The sequence below is a fragment of the Afipia broomeae ATCC 49717 genome (genome assembly GCF_000314675.2).
GTDB lineage: Bacteria > Pseudomonadota > Alphaproteobacteria > Rhizobiales > Xanthobacteraceae > Afipia > Afipia broomeae.
The window spans coordinates 616,895-633,135 of the sequence record NZ_KB375283.1 but is presented as its reverse complement, the minus strand read 5'-3'; the positions used below and the strand labels follow the sequence as shown (position 1 = coordinate 633,135).

Here is a 16,241-nt window from a genome sequence, read left to right as displayed (position 1 = left end):
GGGAGAGGTCGCGAGCGAAGCGAGCGGGTGAGGGGCAATTTTCTTGTTTGATGGATGTTAGCCCCTCACCCGGAAGCTTCGCTGCGCTTTGCTTCCGACCTCTCCCCGTAAACGGGGAGAGGTGAAGAAGCCTCACCGCGAATTCTCAGGTTCGTTCTTCGTCATCTTGGTGCCGGTGAGTTCGGCGAACGCCGGGCCAAGGCCCGCCATGCGCACGAGAAGCGCGAGATCGTTCTTCTGCGTGCCGTTCAGTTGCGAATAGAATGCGCGCGTCGCGGTCTTCAGGCGGGTGATGGCGTCGCTTTCGGTGTCGAACGAATCGTCGCGATCCTTCTTCAGCCGCTTCTGATAGTCCTCGATCTGCAATGTGACCTCGCGCATCGCGCTTTCCACCGGCTGCCAGTATTTTTGCTGCGCCGGCGTAAGGTTGAGCCGCTTCTTGATGCCGGCGATCTGGGTGTCGTTCAGAAACAGCCGCGACGGCTTTTCGGATTTCGCGGCCTGCCGGCGCGGCAGCGTCACCGGCGCGTTGAGCCAGGCGCGTGCGGTCTCATACATATCATTCGGCAAACCGGCGTCCGTGCTCTCGGCAGGGGCAGGCGAGGCGATCACGCGGTCCTGCTTCATCATCGCGTTGGAGACCGGATATCGAGCCTCGAACGCCGGCTCGTCCGGCGTCAGCGACGCCGAGGCGCGCTGGAAGAACAACTGGTCGCCGAGCAGCCATCCACCCACGGCGGCAAGGGTGCCTGCGCCGCATATCAGCACGAGATATGTTGTCCTGATCGCCAATGGGTTTCTCGATCGCGGGTTTCCGGTCGCGGAAAGCCGTCAAGTCTGCCGCAAAATGTTGAACAATTGTGGCTTTCCGAGGCTCCGACTCTAGCAGGCCTCGGCGCCTCCTTGCCAATATCGGGTAAATTAGCCCATTGGGGCCACTTTCGCAGCGCAAGACAGGGCAGCCCGGATCGGTTAAAGGGAGCGCAGCAGCGACAGGTTCCCCCGTTTCGGGATCGTCACCTCGTCCGGAGAACATCAATGAGCGACAAAAAACAGGACGCCGGCAGCGCAATGGCGCAGTACGACGCAGAAGGCCGCGCGGTGCGCGCCAATATGGAAAAACTGCGCGCGCTGCGGCTCGCCAAGGAGGCTGCGGAAGCGGCATCGGCGCCCCCGCCCAAGGCGAAACGGGCAGCAGCGGCGAAGCCCGCCAAGAAGGAAGCCCCGGCGAAGCTGTCCGACTGGCTCGCCAATCAGCAAAAGGGCGGATTCCGCACCTGAGGAGAATGATCCTGAAAAGCGGGAACCGGTTTTCGGATCAGCTCATGCTCCCACAGCAGGCGGCATGACGGGAGAGCGCCATTGACGACGGTCTACGATTTCTCGGCTGCGACGCTGGACGGCGAAGAGCGTCCGCTCAGGACCTATGAGGGGCAGGTACTGCTGATCGTCAACACCGCGAGCGCGTGCGGGTTCACGCCCCAATACGCGCAGCTCGAGGAGCTGCAACGCACGCTCGGCCCGCGCGGCTTTTCGGTGCTGGGTTTTCCGTGCAACCAGTTCGGCGGGCAGGAGCCGGGCAGCGCGCAGGAGATCGCGGCGTTCTGCTCGCAGAAATACGACGTGACGTTTCCGATGTTCGCCAAGATCGACGTCAACGGCGACAAGGCGCTGCCGCTGTTCGATCACCTCAAGCGCGAGAAGCCGGGGCTGCTCGGCGCCTCGATCAAATGGAATTTCACGAAATTCCTTGTCGACCGCGCCGGCAAGGTCGTCGCGCGGTACGGCTCGACCACCTCGCCCGGCGCGATCAGCCGCGACATCGAAAAGCTCCTGTCATCCGGGACGCTGTGATTTAAGACCGCTGTAACTTCAGAATAACAAGAAGCAGGATACGACGATGAGCGAATTGCCCGACCGCCTCTCCACCGACCCCCGCAGCCCGTATTACAACGCCGAGGTTCTCTCGCGCGATGTCGGCATCCGCTTCAAGGGCGTCGAAAAGAACAACGTGGAGGAGTACTGCGTCAGCGAGGGATGGGTGCGCGTGACCGCCGGCTCGTCCAAGGACCGCTACGGCAATCCGCTGACCATCAAGCTGACCGGTCCGGTCGAGCCGTATTTCCGCGACGAGCAGTAAGTTCGATTCTGCCGCTGCCCCTTTGCGGGCGGCGGCTAATGGCGGCGCGCGTTGGCCGCTTCGGCGCGCTGCCGCGCCGTCTCAAAGGCCGCTGCGGATTCGTCGTGCCGCTCAAGCTTCTGCAGGCTGAGGCCGATGGCCGCCCAACTGTCGATCAGGCCGGGCATCAGCGCCACCGCGCGCTGATACGCCGCCAGCGCGTCTTCATACCGGGCGAGGCCGGACAGCGCGTTGCCTCTGTTGTGATGGGCCAGCGCATAGTTCGGCTGGAGCGCGGTCGCCCTGTCGAAATCGGCCAGCGCAGCCTCAAAGTTTTTCAGATCGTTGTAGACCGTGCCGCGATTGCTCAGGGTTTCGGCGTCGTCGGGAGTGATCGCAAGCGCCTGCGTGAACTGTGTCAGCGCTTCGTCCGGGCGGCCCAGCGCCTTGAGCGCAAGCCCGTGATTGTAGAGCGCGACGTGAGCGCCCGGATTGAGCTTCACGGCGGACCGCAGAAACCGCTCGGCTTCGTCGTATTTTCCGGTGCCGACAAGAATGGCGCCGAGCACACTGAGCGCCAGCGGATGATCTGACGTCCTTCGCACCAGCTTGCGAAGGGTTTTCTCGGCCTCGCGCGTGCGCCCGGCCTGAAGGAACGAGATCGCTTCACTGAACAGGATGTCGGTCGAGGCGGCCACTGTCGATCTCGCTGAAATTGATGTGGAGTTGATGTCGGCCGGTGCCGCCGGTGCTGCCGCGAACCGCGGCAGGCCGGAACTCATGGTTGGACGATATAGTATCCGCCGACGACGAGGATGAGCGCGAGCACCACGACGACGCCAAGGACGGCAGCGATGATCGCTCCCAGTCCATGCGAATCCAGCCAGTTCTGAAGTGCTCTGCCCGCTCTCATGCCCGGTCTTCTAGACCAGTTTGCGCGGAGATGGAAACCGGGGTGCGGGAAAAAGGACCGGACGGTTACCGGGCCTTTTTGTTGTCCACGACTTCGGTCACTGGCCGGTCGGTGCCCCGGACGGTTTCCTCGCGCCAGTTGCCCTGGCCGTCCTCGAACTGGATGACCTCGGTCCGGCCGGGCACCCGCTGTTCCGCCGCGGCGCGGGTGGCGGCCGCGCGCGCCGCCTCGTGGGTCGGAAAGGTCTCCGAAAACACGTTGTTGAACTTGTACGCCCAGCCGCCGTCGTGCTCGACTATCTCGTAGACCACCTTGACCATGCTGGCACCTCAAGTTTGCGGCAGGACTGGACCCTTAACTTGATCCCTGCCGCCGCCGATTTCAACGTCCTGATTGCTGCAGGTTCCAGCCGGACGGCTAACCCAGCCCGCCCAGGACATCCTCGACGATCCTGCGTTCCTCAGGCGTGAGCGGGGTTTGCGGCGCAATCGGATCGCCCACGGCATAGCCCTGCATCTGCAGCCCGGCCTTGATGCAGGCGGCGAGATTGAACCGCGCGAACACTTCGTTGACCCGCCACAGTTTGCGCTGAAGCGTGATCGCTTCGTCCCAGCGCCCCGCCTTGCACAGATCGTAGAGCTTCACGCTTTCGCGCGGCACGATGCAGGCCGGTCCCGCCATCCAGCCGACGCCGCCGATCATCATCACGGCGGCGGGAATATGCGCCGATGCCGCGAAGACGCGCATCCTGTCGCCGCAGCGGTTGATGATGGAGAGCAGGCGCCCAGTGTTGTTCGAGGCATCCTTGATGTACTGGATGCGCGGATGCTCGGCGAGGCGCGCGATCACGTCGAGGGTGAGATCGGAGCGCTGGAAGTTCGGATTGGTATAGATCACCACGGGAATATCGACGGCGTCCGCGATGGCGCGGAAGTAGGCCTCGACCTGCGCGTCCTTCACCGGGAAGTACGCTTCGAGAATGGCGAGAATGCCGTCCACACCGAGCGCCTGATAGGCCCTGGCCTGCGCGACGGCGTCTGCCGTCGATGTCGATGCTACCCCCGCTATCACCGGCACGCGGCTGGCGGTGGCCTCCACCGTCGCCTTCACCACGGTGGTGCGCTGTTCGCGGCCGAGATAGGCGAACTCGCCGGTCGAGCCGAGCGGCGTCAGCCCGTGGACGCCGGCCTTGATCATGTCGTCGCAGAGCCTGCCCAGAACATCGGTCTTGATGCTGCCGTCGGTTGCGGTCGGCGAGACGAGGTAGGGAAACACACCGTGCAAGTCTTTTGGCAAGTCTTTTGGCAGGTCTGTTCGCTGGTCGGTCATTGCGGGCTTCGCTCTCTTTGGGGCGCGTTAACGATTGACGCCTGTTTTCAACGTTTCGATTGAACTTCGCAACCCTCGCACAGCATGATGTGGACGTGCTGCGTGCATTCGACACAAGATGTCGGTCAGCCATCTGGCTAGCATGGTATGAATCGCTGATTCGGGCGCGTTTCGTTCCACCCGCGTTCCAAACCTTAAGATCGCGCAACATCCCGGCTGGTTACCCCGTCACGTTATGAGACAGTTTGCGCAGAACGTGCGGAAACATGCACGATGCCTTGAGCCAATGATGAGGTCGGACATGACGAGATTGCTGATTGCCGCTGCGTTGCTGACGCTGATGCCGCACGGAGCGATGGCGCAGGACGTGCCGGGCATCGAGATATGCACCGCCGAGAAAACCATGGAGCGCCGCACCGGCTGTCTCCAGAGCAATGTGAATTTCCTCAAGGCGTCGCTGACCAAGGCTTCATTGGAGAGCCAGCAGAAGATCGACGCCGCCAACCGGCAGATCGATGCGCTGAAGGCGACCGTGATCGGGCTGCAGAACACTGTGGCTCAGTTGCAAGGTCAGGTGCAGGCGCTGGGCAAGCCGGCGAACGGCGCAGCCAAGGACGCGCCGAAGGAAGCGCCAAAGGCGCCCGCCGCGAAGTGACACGGGCCGCCGCTAGATATTCAATGTCGTCCCCGCGAAGGCGGGGACCCATAACCACCGGGCGGAACGTTCGGGAGAAACTTTTCAACCATCCAGTGCAAACTCGACGTCAGGGAGTATGGGTCCCCGCCTTCGCGGGGACGACGTGTGGTGGGTTCATGCCATGAGTTCTGCTTCTTCATCAAAATCGAAGCGTCCCACGCGGAAAAAACCCGTCGCCTTCGTCTATGTGCTCGGCTGCCTTCACAAGGGCCGTTATATCTCCTACGTCGGCTGGACCAATGACGTGACGCAGCGGCTTGCGAAGCATAACAACGGCACCGGGGCGCGTTCGACACGCGGGCGGGCCTGGACGTTGCTGCACACCGAACCGTTCCAGACGCGCAACGAAGCCATGAGCCGCGAATGGCATCTCAAGCGCGACCGGGCCTTCCGGAAAAAGCTGATGGACGCGGTGCGGGCGGGGCAGAGCGCGTCTTCACCTCGCCCCGTTCTTACGGGGAGAGGTCGGATTGCGAAGCAATCCGGGTGAGGGGCGCTTTCGCGAAATCGTGATTATTTGCAATATGCCCCTCACCCCAACCCTCTCCCCGCAGGCGGGGAGAGGGAGCGCGTCCGCGAGATTCTCGGAAACTGTAAATGACCCCGGCGACCCCATCCCCGATCGTGATCGACGCCGCGCGCACCCGCGCCAGTCTGCCGTTCGACCGGCTGATTGCCGCATTACGCGAAGCCTTCACTGTCGGTGCGGACGTGCCGCTGCGGCACCACCATTTCATGCGGCAGCCGGACGGCTCGACCGCGACCATTCTCATCATGCCGGCATGGCAGCGCGCCTTTATCGGCATCAAGATCGTCACGATCTTTCCGGAGAACGGCAGGCGCGCGCTGCCGGGGCTGTTTTCGAGTTATCTGCTCTGCGACGGCGAGACCGGGCAGCATATCGCGCTGATCGACGGCAACGAGATCACCTCGCGGCGCACCGCGGGCATCGGCGCGCTCGGCGCGGACTTTCTCGCCCGCAAGGACGCGCGCAGGCTGCTGGTCTGCGGCTCGGGCCGGATCGCGAGCCTCACAGCGGATGCGTTTCGCGCGGTGCGGCCGATCGAGACCGTCGCGGTGTGGAATATCAACGAGGCGGGCGCAGCGCGGCTGGTGTTCGATCTCCGCGCCAGAGGCATCGACGCCCATGTCGCGACCGATCTGGAACGCGCGGTGGGCGAGGCGGATATCGTGAGCTGCGCGACGCTTGCGCACAAGCCGATCATCAAGGGTGAATGGCTGAAGCCCGGCGTGCATCTCGATCTGGTCGGCAGCTTCACGCCGTTCATGCGCGAGGCCGACGACGAGGTGTTCCGGCGCGGGCGCATCTGGCTCGATACTTACGATGCGCTGAAGGAAAGCGGCGAGCTGCTCGACCCGATCCGCGACGGCGTCATCGCGCCCAGCGACATTCGCGGTTCGCTCGCCGAATTGTGCAAGGGCGAACGCAAGGGGCGAACGAGCGACAGCGAGATCACCGTGTTCAAGGCGGTCGGCAACGCGCTGTCGGACATTGCGGCCGCTGGACTGGTGTGGAGGGATTTTTCGGCGAAGGGCTGATACGTCTGGCACGTCATTCCGGACAACGCGCTTTTGCGCGTTGATCCGGAATCCAGCTTTTATTGAGCGACTGCTGGATTCCGGGTTCGCTCGCAAGCGCTCGCGCCCCGGAATGACGACGGGGTTTGATAAGCCGGCCCCGCATCCTCGCGCTGGTCACAACGGACACGAGCCGATAGATTTTGCGTCGTCGAATGGTGAGGCCCGCATGCTGGACTGGTTCGGTGGTGATTACGGCCCGCTTCTGGGACGGTTCAGGCGATGGCTGGACGGTAAGCCAACCCGCGATTTTTCCAGCTCGCCGCCGCTTCATAAACTCGGGCGGCTTGGACTCATGGCGCTGGCGCTGATTCTTCTGATGGCGCCGCTCTGGTGGCTTTTCACACGATAGATCTGCCGTTCCCGCACTGGTCATCGCTGAATCCGCGCGATAGGTTTTCGCGCGTCAAAATCAAAAACACTGTCCGGGAGGTCTTCATGTCCAACGTCCGCGTCATCGCAACCGGTCTCGAATTTCCAGAAGGGCCGGTGGTGATGCCCGATGGCTCGGTGGTGCTGGTGGAAATCCGCCGCCAGACCCTGACGCGGGTTTATCCCGACGGACGCAAGGAGATCATTGCGAAAATTCCCGGCGGGCCGAACGGCGCGGCGCTGGGTCCTGACGGCAAGATGTACATCTGCAATAACGGCGGCTTCTCCTGGGCGCCGGGTCCGGGCGGCAACATCATGCCGGGCGCGCCGCGTCCGTCGGAGTATATCGGCGGCTCGTTGCAGCGTGTCGATCTCTCAAACGGCAAGGTCGAGACGCTGTTCACCCATTGCGGCGAACGGCAACTCAAGGGGCCGAACGACCTCGTGTTCGACAGGGAGGGCGGGCTCTGGTTCACCGATCTCGGCAAGCGCCGCGCGCACGATCTCGACGTCGGCGCCGTCTACTACATGAAGAAGGGCGGCACAGAACTCGTCGAGGCTGTGCCGCACATGCTGCCCGCCAACGGCATCGGCCTCTCGCCGGACGAGAAGACCGTCTATGTCGCCGAGACGCCGACGGCGCGGCTATGGGCGTTCGCCATCGGTGCGCCGGGACAGATCGCGCCGGTTGAGCCGATCTATCGCGGAGAAATGGGCAGGCCGATTTCCGGTCTCGGCGGCTATCAGATGTACGACTCGCTCGGTGTCGAAGCGTCCGGCAACGTCTGTGTCGCGACGCTGATCTCGGGCTGCATCTCGGTGATCGCGCCCGACGGCAAGCTGGTCGAGCAGGTGCCGACCGGCGATAACGTCACGACCAACATCGCGTTCGGCGGCCCGGAGCTGAAGACCGCGTACATCACGCTGTCCGGCAAGGGCGAGCTGATCGCGATGGACTGGCCGCGCGGCGGCCTGCCGCTGAATTTTCTGAATAAGTGAACTTAACCTCTCCCCGTTCTTACGGGGAGAGGTCGACCGCAACGCGGTCGGGTGAGGGGCTTTTTCCCAACACGCAGTGCCCCTCACCCCGACCCTCTCCCCGCGCGCGGGGAGAGGGAGCAGACAATTGCCATGACGTTGCATCAACTTGAATCTCCGCGGGGTATAAAATGACCTGGCTTTCTCCCGTCACTCTCAGCGGCCCTCACGCGCGGCTCGAGCCGCTGTCGCGGGATCACGTCGCCGGCCTCACGGACGCCGTGCGCGACGGCGAGTTGTGGAAGCTCTGGTACACCTCCATCCCGTCGCCGGAGGCGATGCCGTCCGAGATCGAGCGTCGTCTCGGTTTGCAGGCGGCGGGATCGATGCTGCCGTTCACTGTGAAGGATGCCGATGGCAAGGTCGCCGGCATGACGACCTACATGAATGTCGATGCCGCCAACCGGCGGGTCGAGATCGGCTCGACATGGTATGCACAGCGGGTGCAGCGCACGGCGTTGAATAATCAGTGCAAGCTGCTGCTGCTCACCCATGCCTTCGAGAAGCTGAACTGCATCGCGGTGGAATTCCGCACGCATTTCTTCAATCACCAGTCGCGGCGCGGCATCGAGCGGCTCGGCGCGAAGCTCGACGGCGTGCTGCGCAGTCACCAGATCGCGCCGAACGGCACCCTGCGCGACACCGTCGTGTACAGCATCACCGCGGCGGAATGGCCGACGGTGAAAGCGCACCTGACCTATCAGATGAGCGAGCGCGCGCGATAACGGCGGCCCTGGTTTTTCCGGTGTTCGTGTGACAGGCCAGTTATTCGGTGTCGATGGCGACAGCTTTGAGCCATGACGTGAAGCCTTGCGCTTAAAACCGAACTCTCAGGCCTGCGCCGCCGTGAATTCTGGTCCCGAGATTGGCATCCCCGGAAATTCCGTTCGCGACCAGGTCGGCGGTTACCGTTTCGGAAATTTTGTAGCCGATACGGACGCCATATTCGGCCCATGCGATGTTGTTTAACGCGCCGGGCGAGAGCGTGCCGATGCCTGGAACGCTTGTGACGTAGGTGGCGGACCGATTGAAGCCACCGGCCCATGCCCCCCAAACCGTTGCGTCGTACTTTCCGAAATCGCGCGCGCCTTGAAGACGCATCTTCACCACGTCCATCGCATCAGTGCCGCCGGACACGACGGCATTGAACGGATTTCCCGCGAGTTGTTCGGCATAGGCTGCGGTCTTGAGTTCCTGACGACCGTACTCGCCGGACAGGATGATCTGCGTCGCGCCGGTTCCGAACACTCCGCCCGCGCGGCCATACATGTAAGAAAGATCGCCTCTCGTATTGCCGACGCCAACCGCGGTTCCGGCGCCGTTCGCGTAGGTGCGACTGAAAGCAAGCGACGCGTTGGGCGTGATCCAGCCGCCGACTTCGACGAGCGGGCGGACGGCAGATCCGAATCCATCATAGACGTACTGAAGAGCGCCAGCCCCGATCCAGGAGTTCTTGAGTTCAGTGTTGGCGTAATCCTCACGCGCCCATGCCGCGCCGCCAATGATCGAAAAACCATTTGCTGATGTGTAACGCACGGTTCCGCCCGCCGATGCCGAGCCGCCTGACGCAAATACGCCGGCTTCGCCGCCAGCCGATGTCGGCCTGTCGCCACCGAGTAGTGGCGCGGCCAATCCATGCTGCTGGGCCGCTATGCCGCTGCGCTGGTTGGAGAGCGACGTGACCGATTGTTGTTGCGCGTCCGGACTCGTCAGACCCGCCACGATCGCGCCGGCGCCATCGTCGTAGCGCACGAGGAAGGCGCGAGTCGCACTATTGAACAGACCGGTGCCCGCGATGAACTGGCCGTCGCCACTAATCGCGTTCGCCCTCCGCAAGTCGATGCCCGTCATGTCGACTCCGGCATTCGCAAGCAAAGTGTTGAGAGATACGTTGCCGGTCGCGGCGGTCCAGCGCCAGGCGCGGGTGTTTACAAGACTGAAGTTTATGCCGGTCCACCCGACGACAACTTCGCCATTGTTGCTGACGGCTGTCGCATAGACGTAAGGACTGGTTTCTATTGGCGTGAGGTCCGTCACCACACCGTTTTTCCAGCGGAAGGCGTGACTATTTCCGTTTCCGTCATCTGACGAACCAATGACGGTCGAGCCATCGGGAGTCACGGCGGCAACTTCCGAGCCGGAGCCGCCGGGGAGCAGCAGCGGGATCATCGTGCCGCTGTTCCATCGGAAACCGATGCCGGTGCTCTGGCCGATGACGGTTGAACCGTCCGCGCTGACCTTCTGCGCGTAGGTGTCGCCAATTCCAAGCGAACCGATGTCGGTCATCACGCCGTTGAGCCACCGAAACCCGTGCACATTGACTTCGTTCGGTGCGTACGATGTTCCAACAATGACACTTCCGTTTGCGCTCACATCGTAAGCGATCGAGGTCGCAATGCCGCCCAATGAACCGAGATTGGAGACGACACCGTTGACCCAGCGGACCGCGTAGGTATTCGCTCCACCTGCATCATTGCTGTAGCCAACGACCGTCGTGCCATCCGCGCTGATCGCGTTTGCGATCGAGAAGTTGCCCCCGGAATAGTAGGGCAGAGCGACAATTCCTCCAGCGCTCGTCCATGTGACGGCGGTGGTGTTGACGTTGCCGGCAACGATCGTTCCGTTTGCGCCAAGTCCGACAATCCCGACCGTTCCGATGTCGGTCATCACACCATTGGACCAAACGAAGGAGTTTGTTTGGCCTGGATAGACGATGGTACCGGCTACCACCGATCCGTCGCTGCTAATGAAGTTTGCTCTGGAGGCCGTGCCGCCTGGCAATACGCCGAGATTGATCGGCCCGGTCACGCAGGGCGTTGTGGTGTCGCACGCCGCAAGCGCGCGACCAGACGACATCGTTGTGCTGAGGACTGCAGAAGCGGCAACACATGCGGCGCGCACTGTGCGCTGCCGATAAAAGCTCAAACCAGACACCAGACCCCGCACTTCCGGCCGCCTTTTCGGCGACTCTTGAAAGACTTAAAAAATCAATCGGACGACCTTAGCAAGAGGGGTATGAGGAAACCAAGCGCAACTGTTTGGTTCCATTGTTGAACACCGGTTTTCGACAACACTGTGCCTTTACGGAAACATGCCGCGCAACGTAAGCAGCCATCATAGGGCTGTTCCAGAATTAACCCGCGCAGCAAGCATTAAGGTTTAAACGCAGGTTTCGTTGCGCGCGCAAACCGCCGGACTAACGTCTGATTGCGGACAATTGCCCATGTCCGTTAACGACAAGACGGGGCCGTCGGCCGGTATACTGCGATCGGCGGCCTCCGCCATGAGGCAACCATGTCCGAGGCTGTACTCGTTCTTGTTCTGGTGTTCGTGGCCGGTTTTGGCATCGGCTACGGTGTGCGATCCCAGATGGTCATCCTGCGCCGAGCCAAGGCCCGCCGCAGGATGTGATGTGCCCGCCGCGCGGAAGCGTGACGCGCCCGCGGCGCCGGCGCAAGCGAACCGATAAATTCAGGTGACGCCGAGGAATCGGCGGATCTCGTCGAGAAAGATCGGCAAGCCCGGATCCTGTTCGAGCGGGATGTGATTTTTGCCCGGCAGCGTGACGAGGCGTGCGCCCGGGATACCTGCTGCAAGCTCCCGGCCTGCCGCAATCGGCACCCTTCGGTCATCGCGGACATGCATGACAAGGGTGGGCACCTTGATTTGCGGCAGCAGATCGCGGACGTCGAAGTTGATCACCGTTTCCAGATATCTGACGGCGCATTCAGCCGACGCGCTGACACGCTGGGCTTCGTTGAAGGCGTCCATCTGTTCCTTCGTCGCAGCGGGGATCATCGACGCGGTAAAGAGTTGCCGGAAGGTTGGCTCATTCGCGCCCCAGCCCAGCTTCATCAGCGTTTTCATCGCGTCGAACTGCTCGCGTGCGGCGGGCGTCACGTTCGGGCTCTTGTAGACGCCGGCGGCAAAGCCTCCATAGAGGATCAGATGCGAAACCCGTTCCGGATGCCGGATCGCGAATGCGATCGCCACCGCGCATCCTTGAGACAACCCAAGAATCGGAAACCGGTCCAGTCCCGCCGCGTCAGCAACACTCTCCATGTCGCTCACCCAGTGATCCAGCGAGATGTTGCCGACGTCCCAATCCGACAGCCCGTTGCCCCGCGCGTCGAAGCGGACCAGCGAAAAGCTCGAGGCCAGTTCGAGCAGGAGACCGCGGAAGATCGGCAGTTCCCAGTCGTATTCGAGATGCCCCAGCCAGTGTGCCGTGCGCAGCAATGGCGGGCCGTTGCCGACCTTCGCGAAAGCCAGCCGTACGCCGTCCGCCGCCTTGCAGTAGCGGATCTCCTGTTGAAGATTCGCGCCGGTCAGAATGCGCGCCGCCTTGGATGCGCCGTCATGGAGGTCGATCGCAAAGACCTCGATCGGCCGTGCGATGTTCTTCAGGTTCTGACGGCCCATTTCGCGGAACTGAAGCTTGAGCTTGCCTTCGATCTGATCGAGCACCTGCCGGGAAATACAGATGCCGCCCCTCGGCGCGATACTCTCCAGCCGCGCCGCGACATTGACGCCGTCGCCGAAGATTTCGCCGCCGTCCTCGATCACATCGCCGATGTTGATGCCGATGCGGAATTCGAGCCGGCTCTCCTCGGGCACCTTCGCGTTCCGTGTAATCATCGCGCGCTGGATTTCGACCGCGCAGCGCACGGCTTCAACTGCACTGGCGAACTCCGCAAGCAATCCGTCGCCGGCGGTGTTGATGATGCGGCCGCGATGTTTCCTGATCCGCCGGTCGATCAGGTCGTGGCGGTGCGCCTTCAACTGTGCGTGGGTGCCTTCCTCGTCGGCGCCCATCAACCGGCTGTAGCCGGCGACGTCCGCGGCGAGAATGGCTGTCAGGCGGCGATCGACGTGCTTCTTGGTCACGCGGCACCTCGCATCCGAGGCGGCCAGTCTATGCGGGCGGGGCGGCAGTGGCCAGCATGGCGTCGCGCTTCATTCTGACCCGGTGGCAAGGGCCTTGTTCCCGCGCGGGCGCGCTCAGCATTCCGCGTCGTCCCCGCGAAAGCGGGGACCCATAATCGCCGAATTCACGTTAAAGCGAGATGCCTGCGCCGCTGTTTCAGCGCCAAGCCAGAACGATGGGCTGGGGTGTCTGGGTCCCCGCTTTCGCGGGGACGACCAGTTGAGGAATGGTGCGTCGTTCGAGAACGCACGCCATTCAGCAAACAGAGACCGCACTCACACTTCCCGGCGGCTCAGGAACGCGAGACGCTCGAACAGGTGCACGTCCTGCTCGTTCTTGAGCAGCGCGCCGTGCAGCGGCGGGATCAGCTTGCGCGGATCACGTTCGCGGAGCTGCTCCACGGTCATCTCTTCGTTGAGCAGCAGCTTGAGCCAGTCGAGCAGTTCCGAGGTCGAAGGCTTCTTCTTGAGGCCCGGCACTTCGCGCACCTCGAAGAAGATCTTCATCGCTTCCTGCACCAGACGCTTCTTGATGTCCGGGAAGTGGACCTCGACGATCTCGCTCATGGTGTCGATGTCGGGGAACTTGATGTAGTGGAAGAAGCAGCGGCGCAGGAACGCGTCCGGCAGTTCCTTCTCGTTGTTCGAGGTGATCATGATGATCGGGCGCTGCTTCGCCTTGATTGTCTCGCCGGTCTCGTAGACATGGAATTCCATGCGGTCGAGTTCGAGCAGCAGGTCGTTCGGGAATTCGATGTCGGCCTTGTCGATTTCGTCGATCAAGAGCACCGGGCGCTTCTCGCTGGTGAACGCGTCCCACAGCTTGCCGCGCTTGATGTAATTGGAAATGTCCGACACGCGCGGATCGCCGAGCTGGCTGTCGCGCAGGCGCGAGACGGCGTCGTACTCATAGAGGCCCTGCTGCGCCTTGGTGGTGGACTTGATGTGCCAGGTCAGCAGCGGCGCATCGAGGGCCTTGGCGACTTCTTCCGCCAGCACGGTCTTGCCGGTGCCGGGTTCGCCCTTCACGAGCAGGGGACGTTCGAGCACGATCGCGGCGTTGACCGCGACCTTGAGATCATCGGTGGCGACGTAATTCTTGGTGCCGGTAAATTTCATCGAAGGTTGCCTTGGTGAGTTTGTCTGGTTCGTTTGTTCTGTTGGAAAGAATGTCGCCGCCGTTTCGTTTCAAACAAGAAGCGACCGCTTTGTGGGCGGCCGCTTCCCGAAGCCGTTTAATCCGTCAGGCCCGGCGGATCAATGAGAGGATGACCAGCACGACGATGCCGCCGATCGCTGCGTTGATGATTTCGCCGACCATGCCGACGCCGAGCCGAATGCCGAGCTGCGGCAGCAGCCAGCCCGCGACCACCGCGCCGACGATGCCGACGACGATGTTGCCGAGAAGTCCGAAGCCCGCGCCCTTGACGATCAGGCCGGCCAGCCAGCCCGCGATCGCACCGACGATAATCCAAGCAATAATGCCCATGGACCAAACCCCTTGTTTAAAACGCTGCGACTCCCGCTGCGGGGTGTCGCGCGTCCCCGGTCAACGCCGCGAACTGTCTCCGGCCGGAGCAGTCCGGGAGGCGTCAAACAACAGTTTAAATGAAATGGCACACGGCGCCAGTGTCCCCGATCCGAAGTTCGCCTTGTTTTTGCAGCACTTTCCAAGCGAACTTCGGATCGAAAGGGACACCGGCAAATCATAATTGCCCGTGTGATTTCAGTTCACAAAGTCCGCCAGAAACGTGCAGCAACTCTGACGGACTTTGTGAACTATCACACGGGCTGGTGCCAGTGCTGTTTTTGAACGCAAACCTGCCTTGCAGGGCGGTTTTCCTCAGCCGCGCAGGCAGACGGGCGGCTCGTAACCCTGTAGTTTCATTGCTCTAGCCTGTCAGTGCGGACGATGCCCGCCCTTGACGGAAGCGGCTTCGGAGGCGATCTAGGTCCCATGTTCCTGCAATTCTTCACATCGCTGCGCGACGCGCAGGTTCCGGTTACGCTGCGTGAATATCTGACGCTGATGGAGGCGCTCGACGCCAATCTCGCGGATCAGAGCGTGGAAAATTTCTATTATCTGTCGCGCGCCTCGCTGGTGAAGGACGAGCGCAATCTCGACAAGTTCGACCGCGTGTTCGGTACGGTGTTCAAGGGACTGGAGAGCCTGCTCGACGCCATGGAGAAGGCCGAGATTCCGGCGGAGTGGCTGCGCAAGGCCGCCGAGAAATATCTCACCGAGGAAGAGAAGAAACAGATCGAGGCCATGGGCTGGGACAAGCTCATGGAGACTCTCAAGAAGCGTCTCGAAGAACAGAAGAAGCGTCACGAGGGCGGCAGCAAGTGGATCGGCACCGGCGGCACCTCGCCGTTCGGCGCGAACGGTTACAATCCCGAAGGCGTGCGCATCGGCCAGGAGAAGAACCGCAACTTCTCGGCGGTGAAGGTCTGGGACAAGCGCGAGTTCAAGGATCTCGACGGCAACGTCGAACTCGGCATCCGCAACATCAAGGTGGCGCTGCGCCGCCTGCGCAAGTTCGCGCGCACCGGTGCGCCTGACGAACTCGATCTCGACACCACCATCAAGGAAACCGCCAACCACGGCTATCTCGACGTGCACATGCGCCCCGAGCGGCGCAATGCCGTGAAAGTCCTGATCTTCTTCGACATCGGCGGATCGATGGACGGCCACATCGCGCAGGTCGAGGAACTGTTCTCGGCGGCGAAGGCCGAGTTCAAGCACATGGAGTACTTCTACTTCCACAACTGCCTTTATGAAGGCGTGTGGAAGAGCAACAAGCGCCGCTTCACCGACCGCACCCCGACCTGGGACATCCTGCACAAGTACCCGCACGACTATAAGGTCGTGTTCGTCGGCGACGCCTCGATGTCGCCCTACGAGATCGTGGTGCCGGGCGGGTCTGTCGAGCACGTCAACGAGGAGCCGGGCTCGGCGTGGCTGGAGCGTGTGACGCGCACCTATCCGCACACGGTCTGGCTCAATCCGGTCGCGCGCAAGCACTGGGATTATTCGGAATCCACCACCATCATCCGCAAGCTGTTTTCCGAGCGCATGTTCCCGCTGACGCTGGAAGGCCTGGAGGGCGCGATGAAGGAATTGACGCGGTAGTTTTCTCCCTCGCCCCGCGCTTGCGGGGAGAGGGGCATCGCGTGATTTTTCATGTTGTCGTCCCCGCGAAGGCGGGGACCCATAACCCTAAGCCATCGTTATCGTGCTCTCGGCG

The 16,241-nt window shown here is 62.3% G+C and carries 19 protein-coding genes; 10 read left to right on the top strand and 9 right to left on the bottom strand.

Translation table 11 applies throughout. The annotated features are described in order from the left end of the window. Window positions 1–132: 132 nt before the first annotated feature. Window positions 133–792, bottom strand: coding sequence for a hypothetical protein (locus HMPREF9695_RS15470; RefSeq protein WP_083875197.1), 660 nt, complete (start codon window positions 790–792; stop codon window positions 133–135). 246 nt (window positions 793–1,038) lie between these two features. Here HMPREF9695_RS15470 and HMPREF9695_RS15465 point away from each other — a divergent pair, with 246 nt between their 5' ends. The 3 genes from HMPREF9695_RS15465 (at window position 1,039) to HMPREF9695_RS15455 (ending at window position 2,140) form a co-directional block, all read left to right on the top strand. Next, complete coding sequence (locus HMPREF9695_RS15465) at window positions 1,039–1,281, top strand: hypothetical protein (protein WP_006021807.1); 243 nt, start codon at window positions 1,039–1,041, stop codon at window positions 1,279–1,281. Window positions 1,282–1,362: 81 nt separating this feature from the next. Next, window positions 1,363–1,854, top strand: a complete 492-nt coding sequence (locus tag HMPREF9695_RS15460) for a glutathione peroxidase (protein WP_006021806.1) — start codon at window positions 1,363–1,365, stop codon at window positions 1,852–1,854. Window positions 1,855–1,900: 46 nt separating this feature from the next. Then, entirely contained in the window at window positions 1,901–2,140 is a 240-nt protein-coding gene (locus HMPREF9695_RS15455; protein ID WP_006021805.1) for a DUF3297 family protein, read from the top strand. A 35-nt stretch (window positions 2,141–2,175) separates the two neighbouring features. Here HMPREF9695_RS15455 and HMPREF9695_RS15450 read toward each other — a convergent pair whose 3' ends face one another. The 4 genes from HMPREF9695_RS15450 to HMPREF9695_RS15440 form a co-directional block, all read right to left on the bottom strand. Beyond that, window positions 2,176–2,817, bottom strand: coding sequence for a tetratricopeptide repeat protein (locus tag HMPREF9695_RS15450; protein ID WP_245258781.1), 642 nt, complete (start codon window positions 2,815–2,817; stop codon window positions 2,176–2,178). An 80-nt stretch (window positions 2,818–2,897) separates the two neighbouring features. After that, the gene (locus HMPREF9695_RS27110) at window positions 2,898–3,032 is read right to left on the bottom strand and encodes a hypothetical protein (protein ID WP_006021803.1); all 135 of its coding nucleotides are present in this window, start codon (window positions 3,030–3,032) and stop codon (window positions 2,898–2,900) included. A 65-nt stretch (window positions 3,033–3,097) separates the two neighbouring features. Then, entirely contained in the window at window positions 3,098–3,352 is a 255-nt protein-coding gene (locus HMPREF9695_RS15445) for a DUF2188 domain-containing protein (protein WP_006021802.1), read from the bottom strand. Between the two features lie 97 nt (window positions 3,353–3,449). Further along, window positions 3,450–4,361, bottom strand: coding sequence for a dihydrodipicolinate synthase family protein (locus tag HMPREF9695_RS15440; RefSeq protein WP_006021801.1), 912 nt, complete (start codon window positions 4,359–4,361; stop codon window positions 3,450–3,452). 301 nt (window positions 4,362–4,662) lie between these two features. Between HMPREF9695_RS15440 and HMPREF9695_RS15435 the strand changes: the two genes are divergently transcribed. From HMPREF9695_RS15435 to HMPREF9695_RS15410, 6 genes are all read left to right on the top strand, one after another. Then, window positions 4,663–5,016: a hypothetical protein gene (locus HMPREF9695_RS15435; protein WP_006021800.1), complete on the top strand. Its 354-nt coding sequence runs from the start codon at window positions 4,663–4,665 to the stop codon at window positions 5,014–5,016. A 163-nt stretch (window positions 5,017–5,179) separates the two neighbouring features. Continuing rightward, entirely contained in the window at window positions 5,180–5,548 is a 369-nt protein-coding gene (locus tag HMPREF9695_RS15430) for a GIY-YIG nuclease family protein (RefSeq protein ID WP_006021799.1), read from the top strand. Window positions 5,549–5,655: 107 nt separating this feature from the next. After that, window positions 5,656–6,618 (top strand): bifunctional Delta(1)-pyrroline-2-carboxylate/Delta(1)-piperideine-2-carboxylate reductase, encoded by a 963-nt coding sequence (lhpI, locus tag HMPREF9695_RS15425; RefSeq protein ID WP_006021798.1) that lies wholly within the window; start codon window positions 5,656–5,658, stop codon window positions 6,616–6,618. A gap of 208 nt (window positions 6,619–6,826) precedes the next feature. After that, window positions 6,827–7,009: a hypothetical protein gene (locus tag HMPREF9695_RS15420; RefSeq protein ID WP_006021797.1), complete on the top strand. Its 183-nt coding sequence runs from the start codon at window positions 6,827–6,829 to the stop codon at window positions 7,007–7,009. A gap of 86 nt (window positions 7,010–7,095) precedes the next feature. Then, on the top strand, window positions 7,096–8,028 hold the full coding sequence (locus HMPREF9695_RS15415) for an SMP-30/gluconolactonase/LRE family protein (protein WP_006021796.1): 933 nt from the start codon (window positions 7,096–7,098) through the stop codon (window positions 8,026–8,028). Window positions 8,029–8,198: 170 nt separating this feature from the next. Beyond that, window positions 8,199–8,792, top strand: coding sequence for a GNAT family N-acetyltransferase (locus HMPREF9695_RS15410; protein WP_006021795.1), 594 nt, complete (start codon window positions 8,199–8,201; stop codon window positions 8,790–8,792). 91 nt (window positions 8,793–8,883) lie between these two features. On the opposite strand, the gene HMPREF9695_RS25300 is transcribed toward HMPREF9695_RS15410, so the two are convergent. From HMPREF9695_RS25300 to HMPREF9695_RS15380, 4 genes are all read right to left on the bottom strand, one after another. Continuing rightward, window positions 8,884–10,923, bottom strand: a complete 2,040-nt coding sequence (locus HMPREF9695_RS25300) for a hypothetical protein (RefSeq protein WP_006021794.1) — start codon at window positions 10,921–10,923, stop codon at window positions 8,884–8,886. 615 nt (window positions 10,924–11,538) lie between these two features. Beyond that, on the bottom strand, window positions 11,539–12,954 hold the full coding sequence (locus tag HMPREF9695_RS15390) for an alpha/beta fold hydrolase (RefSeq protein WP_006021792.1): 1,416 nt from the start codon (window positions 12,952–12,954) through the stop codon (window positions 11,539–11,541). 315 nt (window positions 12,955–13,269) lie between these two features. Continuing rightward, window positions 13,270–14,112, bottom strand: coding sequence for an AAA family ATPase (locus tag HMPREF9695_RS15385; protein WP_006021791.1), 843 nt, complete (start codon window positions 14,110–14,112; stop codon window positions 13,270–13,272). Window positions 14,113–14,236: 124 nt separating this feature from the next. Beyond that, a complete protein-coding gene (locus HMPREF9695_RS15380; RefSeq protein WP_006021790.1) occupies window positions 14,237–14,482 on the bottom strand; it encodes a GlsB/YeaQ/YmgE family stress response membrane protein in 246 nt (81 codons plus the stop codon). Between the two features lie 468 nt (window positions 14,483–14,950). Between HMPREF9695_RS15380 and HMPREF9695_RS15375 the strand changes: the two genes are divergently transcribed. Continuing rightward, on the top strand, window positions 14,951–16,126 hold the full coding sequence (locus HMPREF9695_RS15375) for a vWA domain-containing protein (protein WP_006021789.1): 1,176 nt from the start codon (window positions 14,951–14,953) through the stop codon (window positions 16,124–16,126). Window positions 16,127–16,241: the final 115 nt, after the last annotated feature.

Excerpts from the sequence above, each read along its gene's own strand:
- HMPREF9695_RS15465 (WP_006021807.1), top strand. The coding sequence starts at position 1,039 with ATGAGCGACAAAAAACAGGACGCCGGCAGCGCAATGGCGCAGTACGAC.
- HMPREF9695_RS15455 (WP_006021805.1), top strand. The coding sequence starts at position 1,901 with ATGAGCGAATTGCCCGACCGCCTCTCCACCGACCCCCGCAGCCCGTAT.
- HMPREF9695_RS27110 (WP_006021803.1), bottom strand. The coding sequence starts at position 3,032 with ATGAGAGCGGGCAGAGCACTTCAGAACTGGCTGGATTCGCATGGACTG.
- HMPREF9695_RS15445 (WP_006021802.1), bottom strand. The coding sequence starts at position 3,352 with ATGGTCAAGGTGGTCTACGAGATAGTCGAGCACGACGGCGGCTGGGCG.
- HMPREF9695_RS15440 (WP_006021801.1), bottom strand. The coding sequence starts at position 4,361 with ATGACCGACCAGCGAACAGACCTGCCAAAAGACTTGCCAAAAGACTTG.
- HMPREF9695_RS15435 (WP_006021800.1), top strand. The coding sequence starts at position 4,663 with ATGACGAGATTGCTGATTGCCGCTGCGTTGCTGACGCTGATGCCGCAC.
- HMPREF9695_RS15430 (WP_006021799.1), top strand. The coding sequence starts at position 5,180 with ATGAGTTCTGCTTCTTCATCAAAATCGAAGCGTCCCACGCGGAAAAAA.
- lhpI (WP_006021798.1), top strand. The coding sequence starts at position 5,656 with ATGACCCCGGCGACCCCATCCCCGATCGTGATCGACGCCGCGCGCACC.
- HMPREF9695_RS15420 (WP_006021797.1), top strand. The coding sequence starts at position 6,827 with ATGCTGGACTGGTTCGGTGGTGATTACGGCCCGCTTCTGGGACGGTTC.
- HMPREF9695_RS15415 (WP_006021796.1), top strand. The coding sequence starts at position 7,096 with ATGTCCAACGTCCGCGTCATCGCAACCGGTCTCGAATTTCCAGAAGGG.
- HMPREF9695_RS15410 (WP_006021795.1), top strand. The coding sequence starts at position 8,199 with ATGACCTGGCTTTCTCCCGTCACTCTCAGCGGCCCTCACGCGCGGCTC.
- HMPREF9695_RS25300 (WP_006021794.1), bottom strand. The coding sequence starts at position 10,923 with ATGTCGTCTGGTCGCGCGCTTGCGGCGTGCGACACCACAACGCCCTGC.
- HMPREF9695_RS15385 (WP_006021791.1), bottom strand. The coding sequence starts at position 14,112 with ATGAAATTTACCGGCACCAAGAATTACGTCGCCACCGATGATCTCAAG.
- HMPREF9695_RS15380 (WP_006021790.1), bottom strand. The coding sequence starts at position 14,482 with ATGGGCATTATTGCTTGGATTATCGTCGGTGCGATCGCGGGCTGGCTG.
- HMPREF9695_RS15375 (WP_006021789.1), top strand. The coding sequence starts at position 14,951 with ATGTTCCTGCAATTCTTCACATCGCTGCGCGACGCGCAGGTTCCGGTT.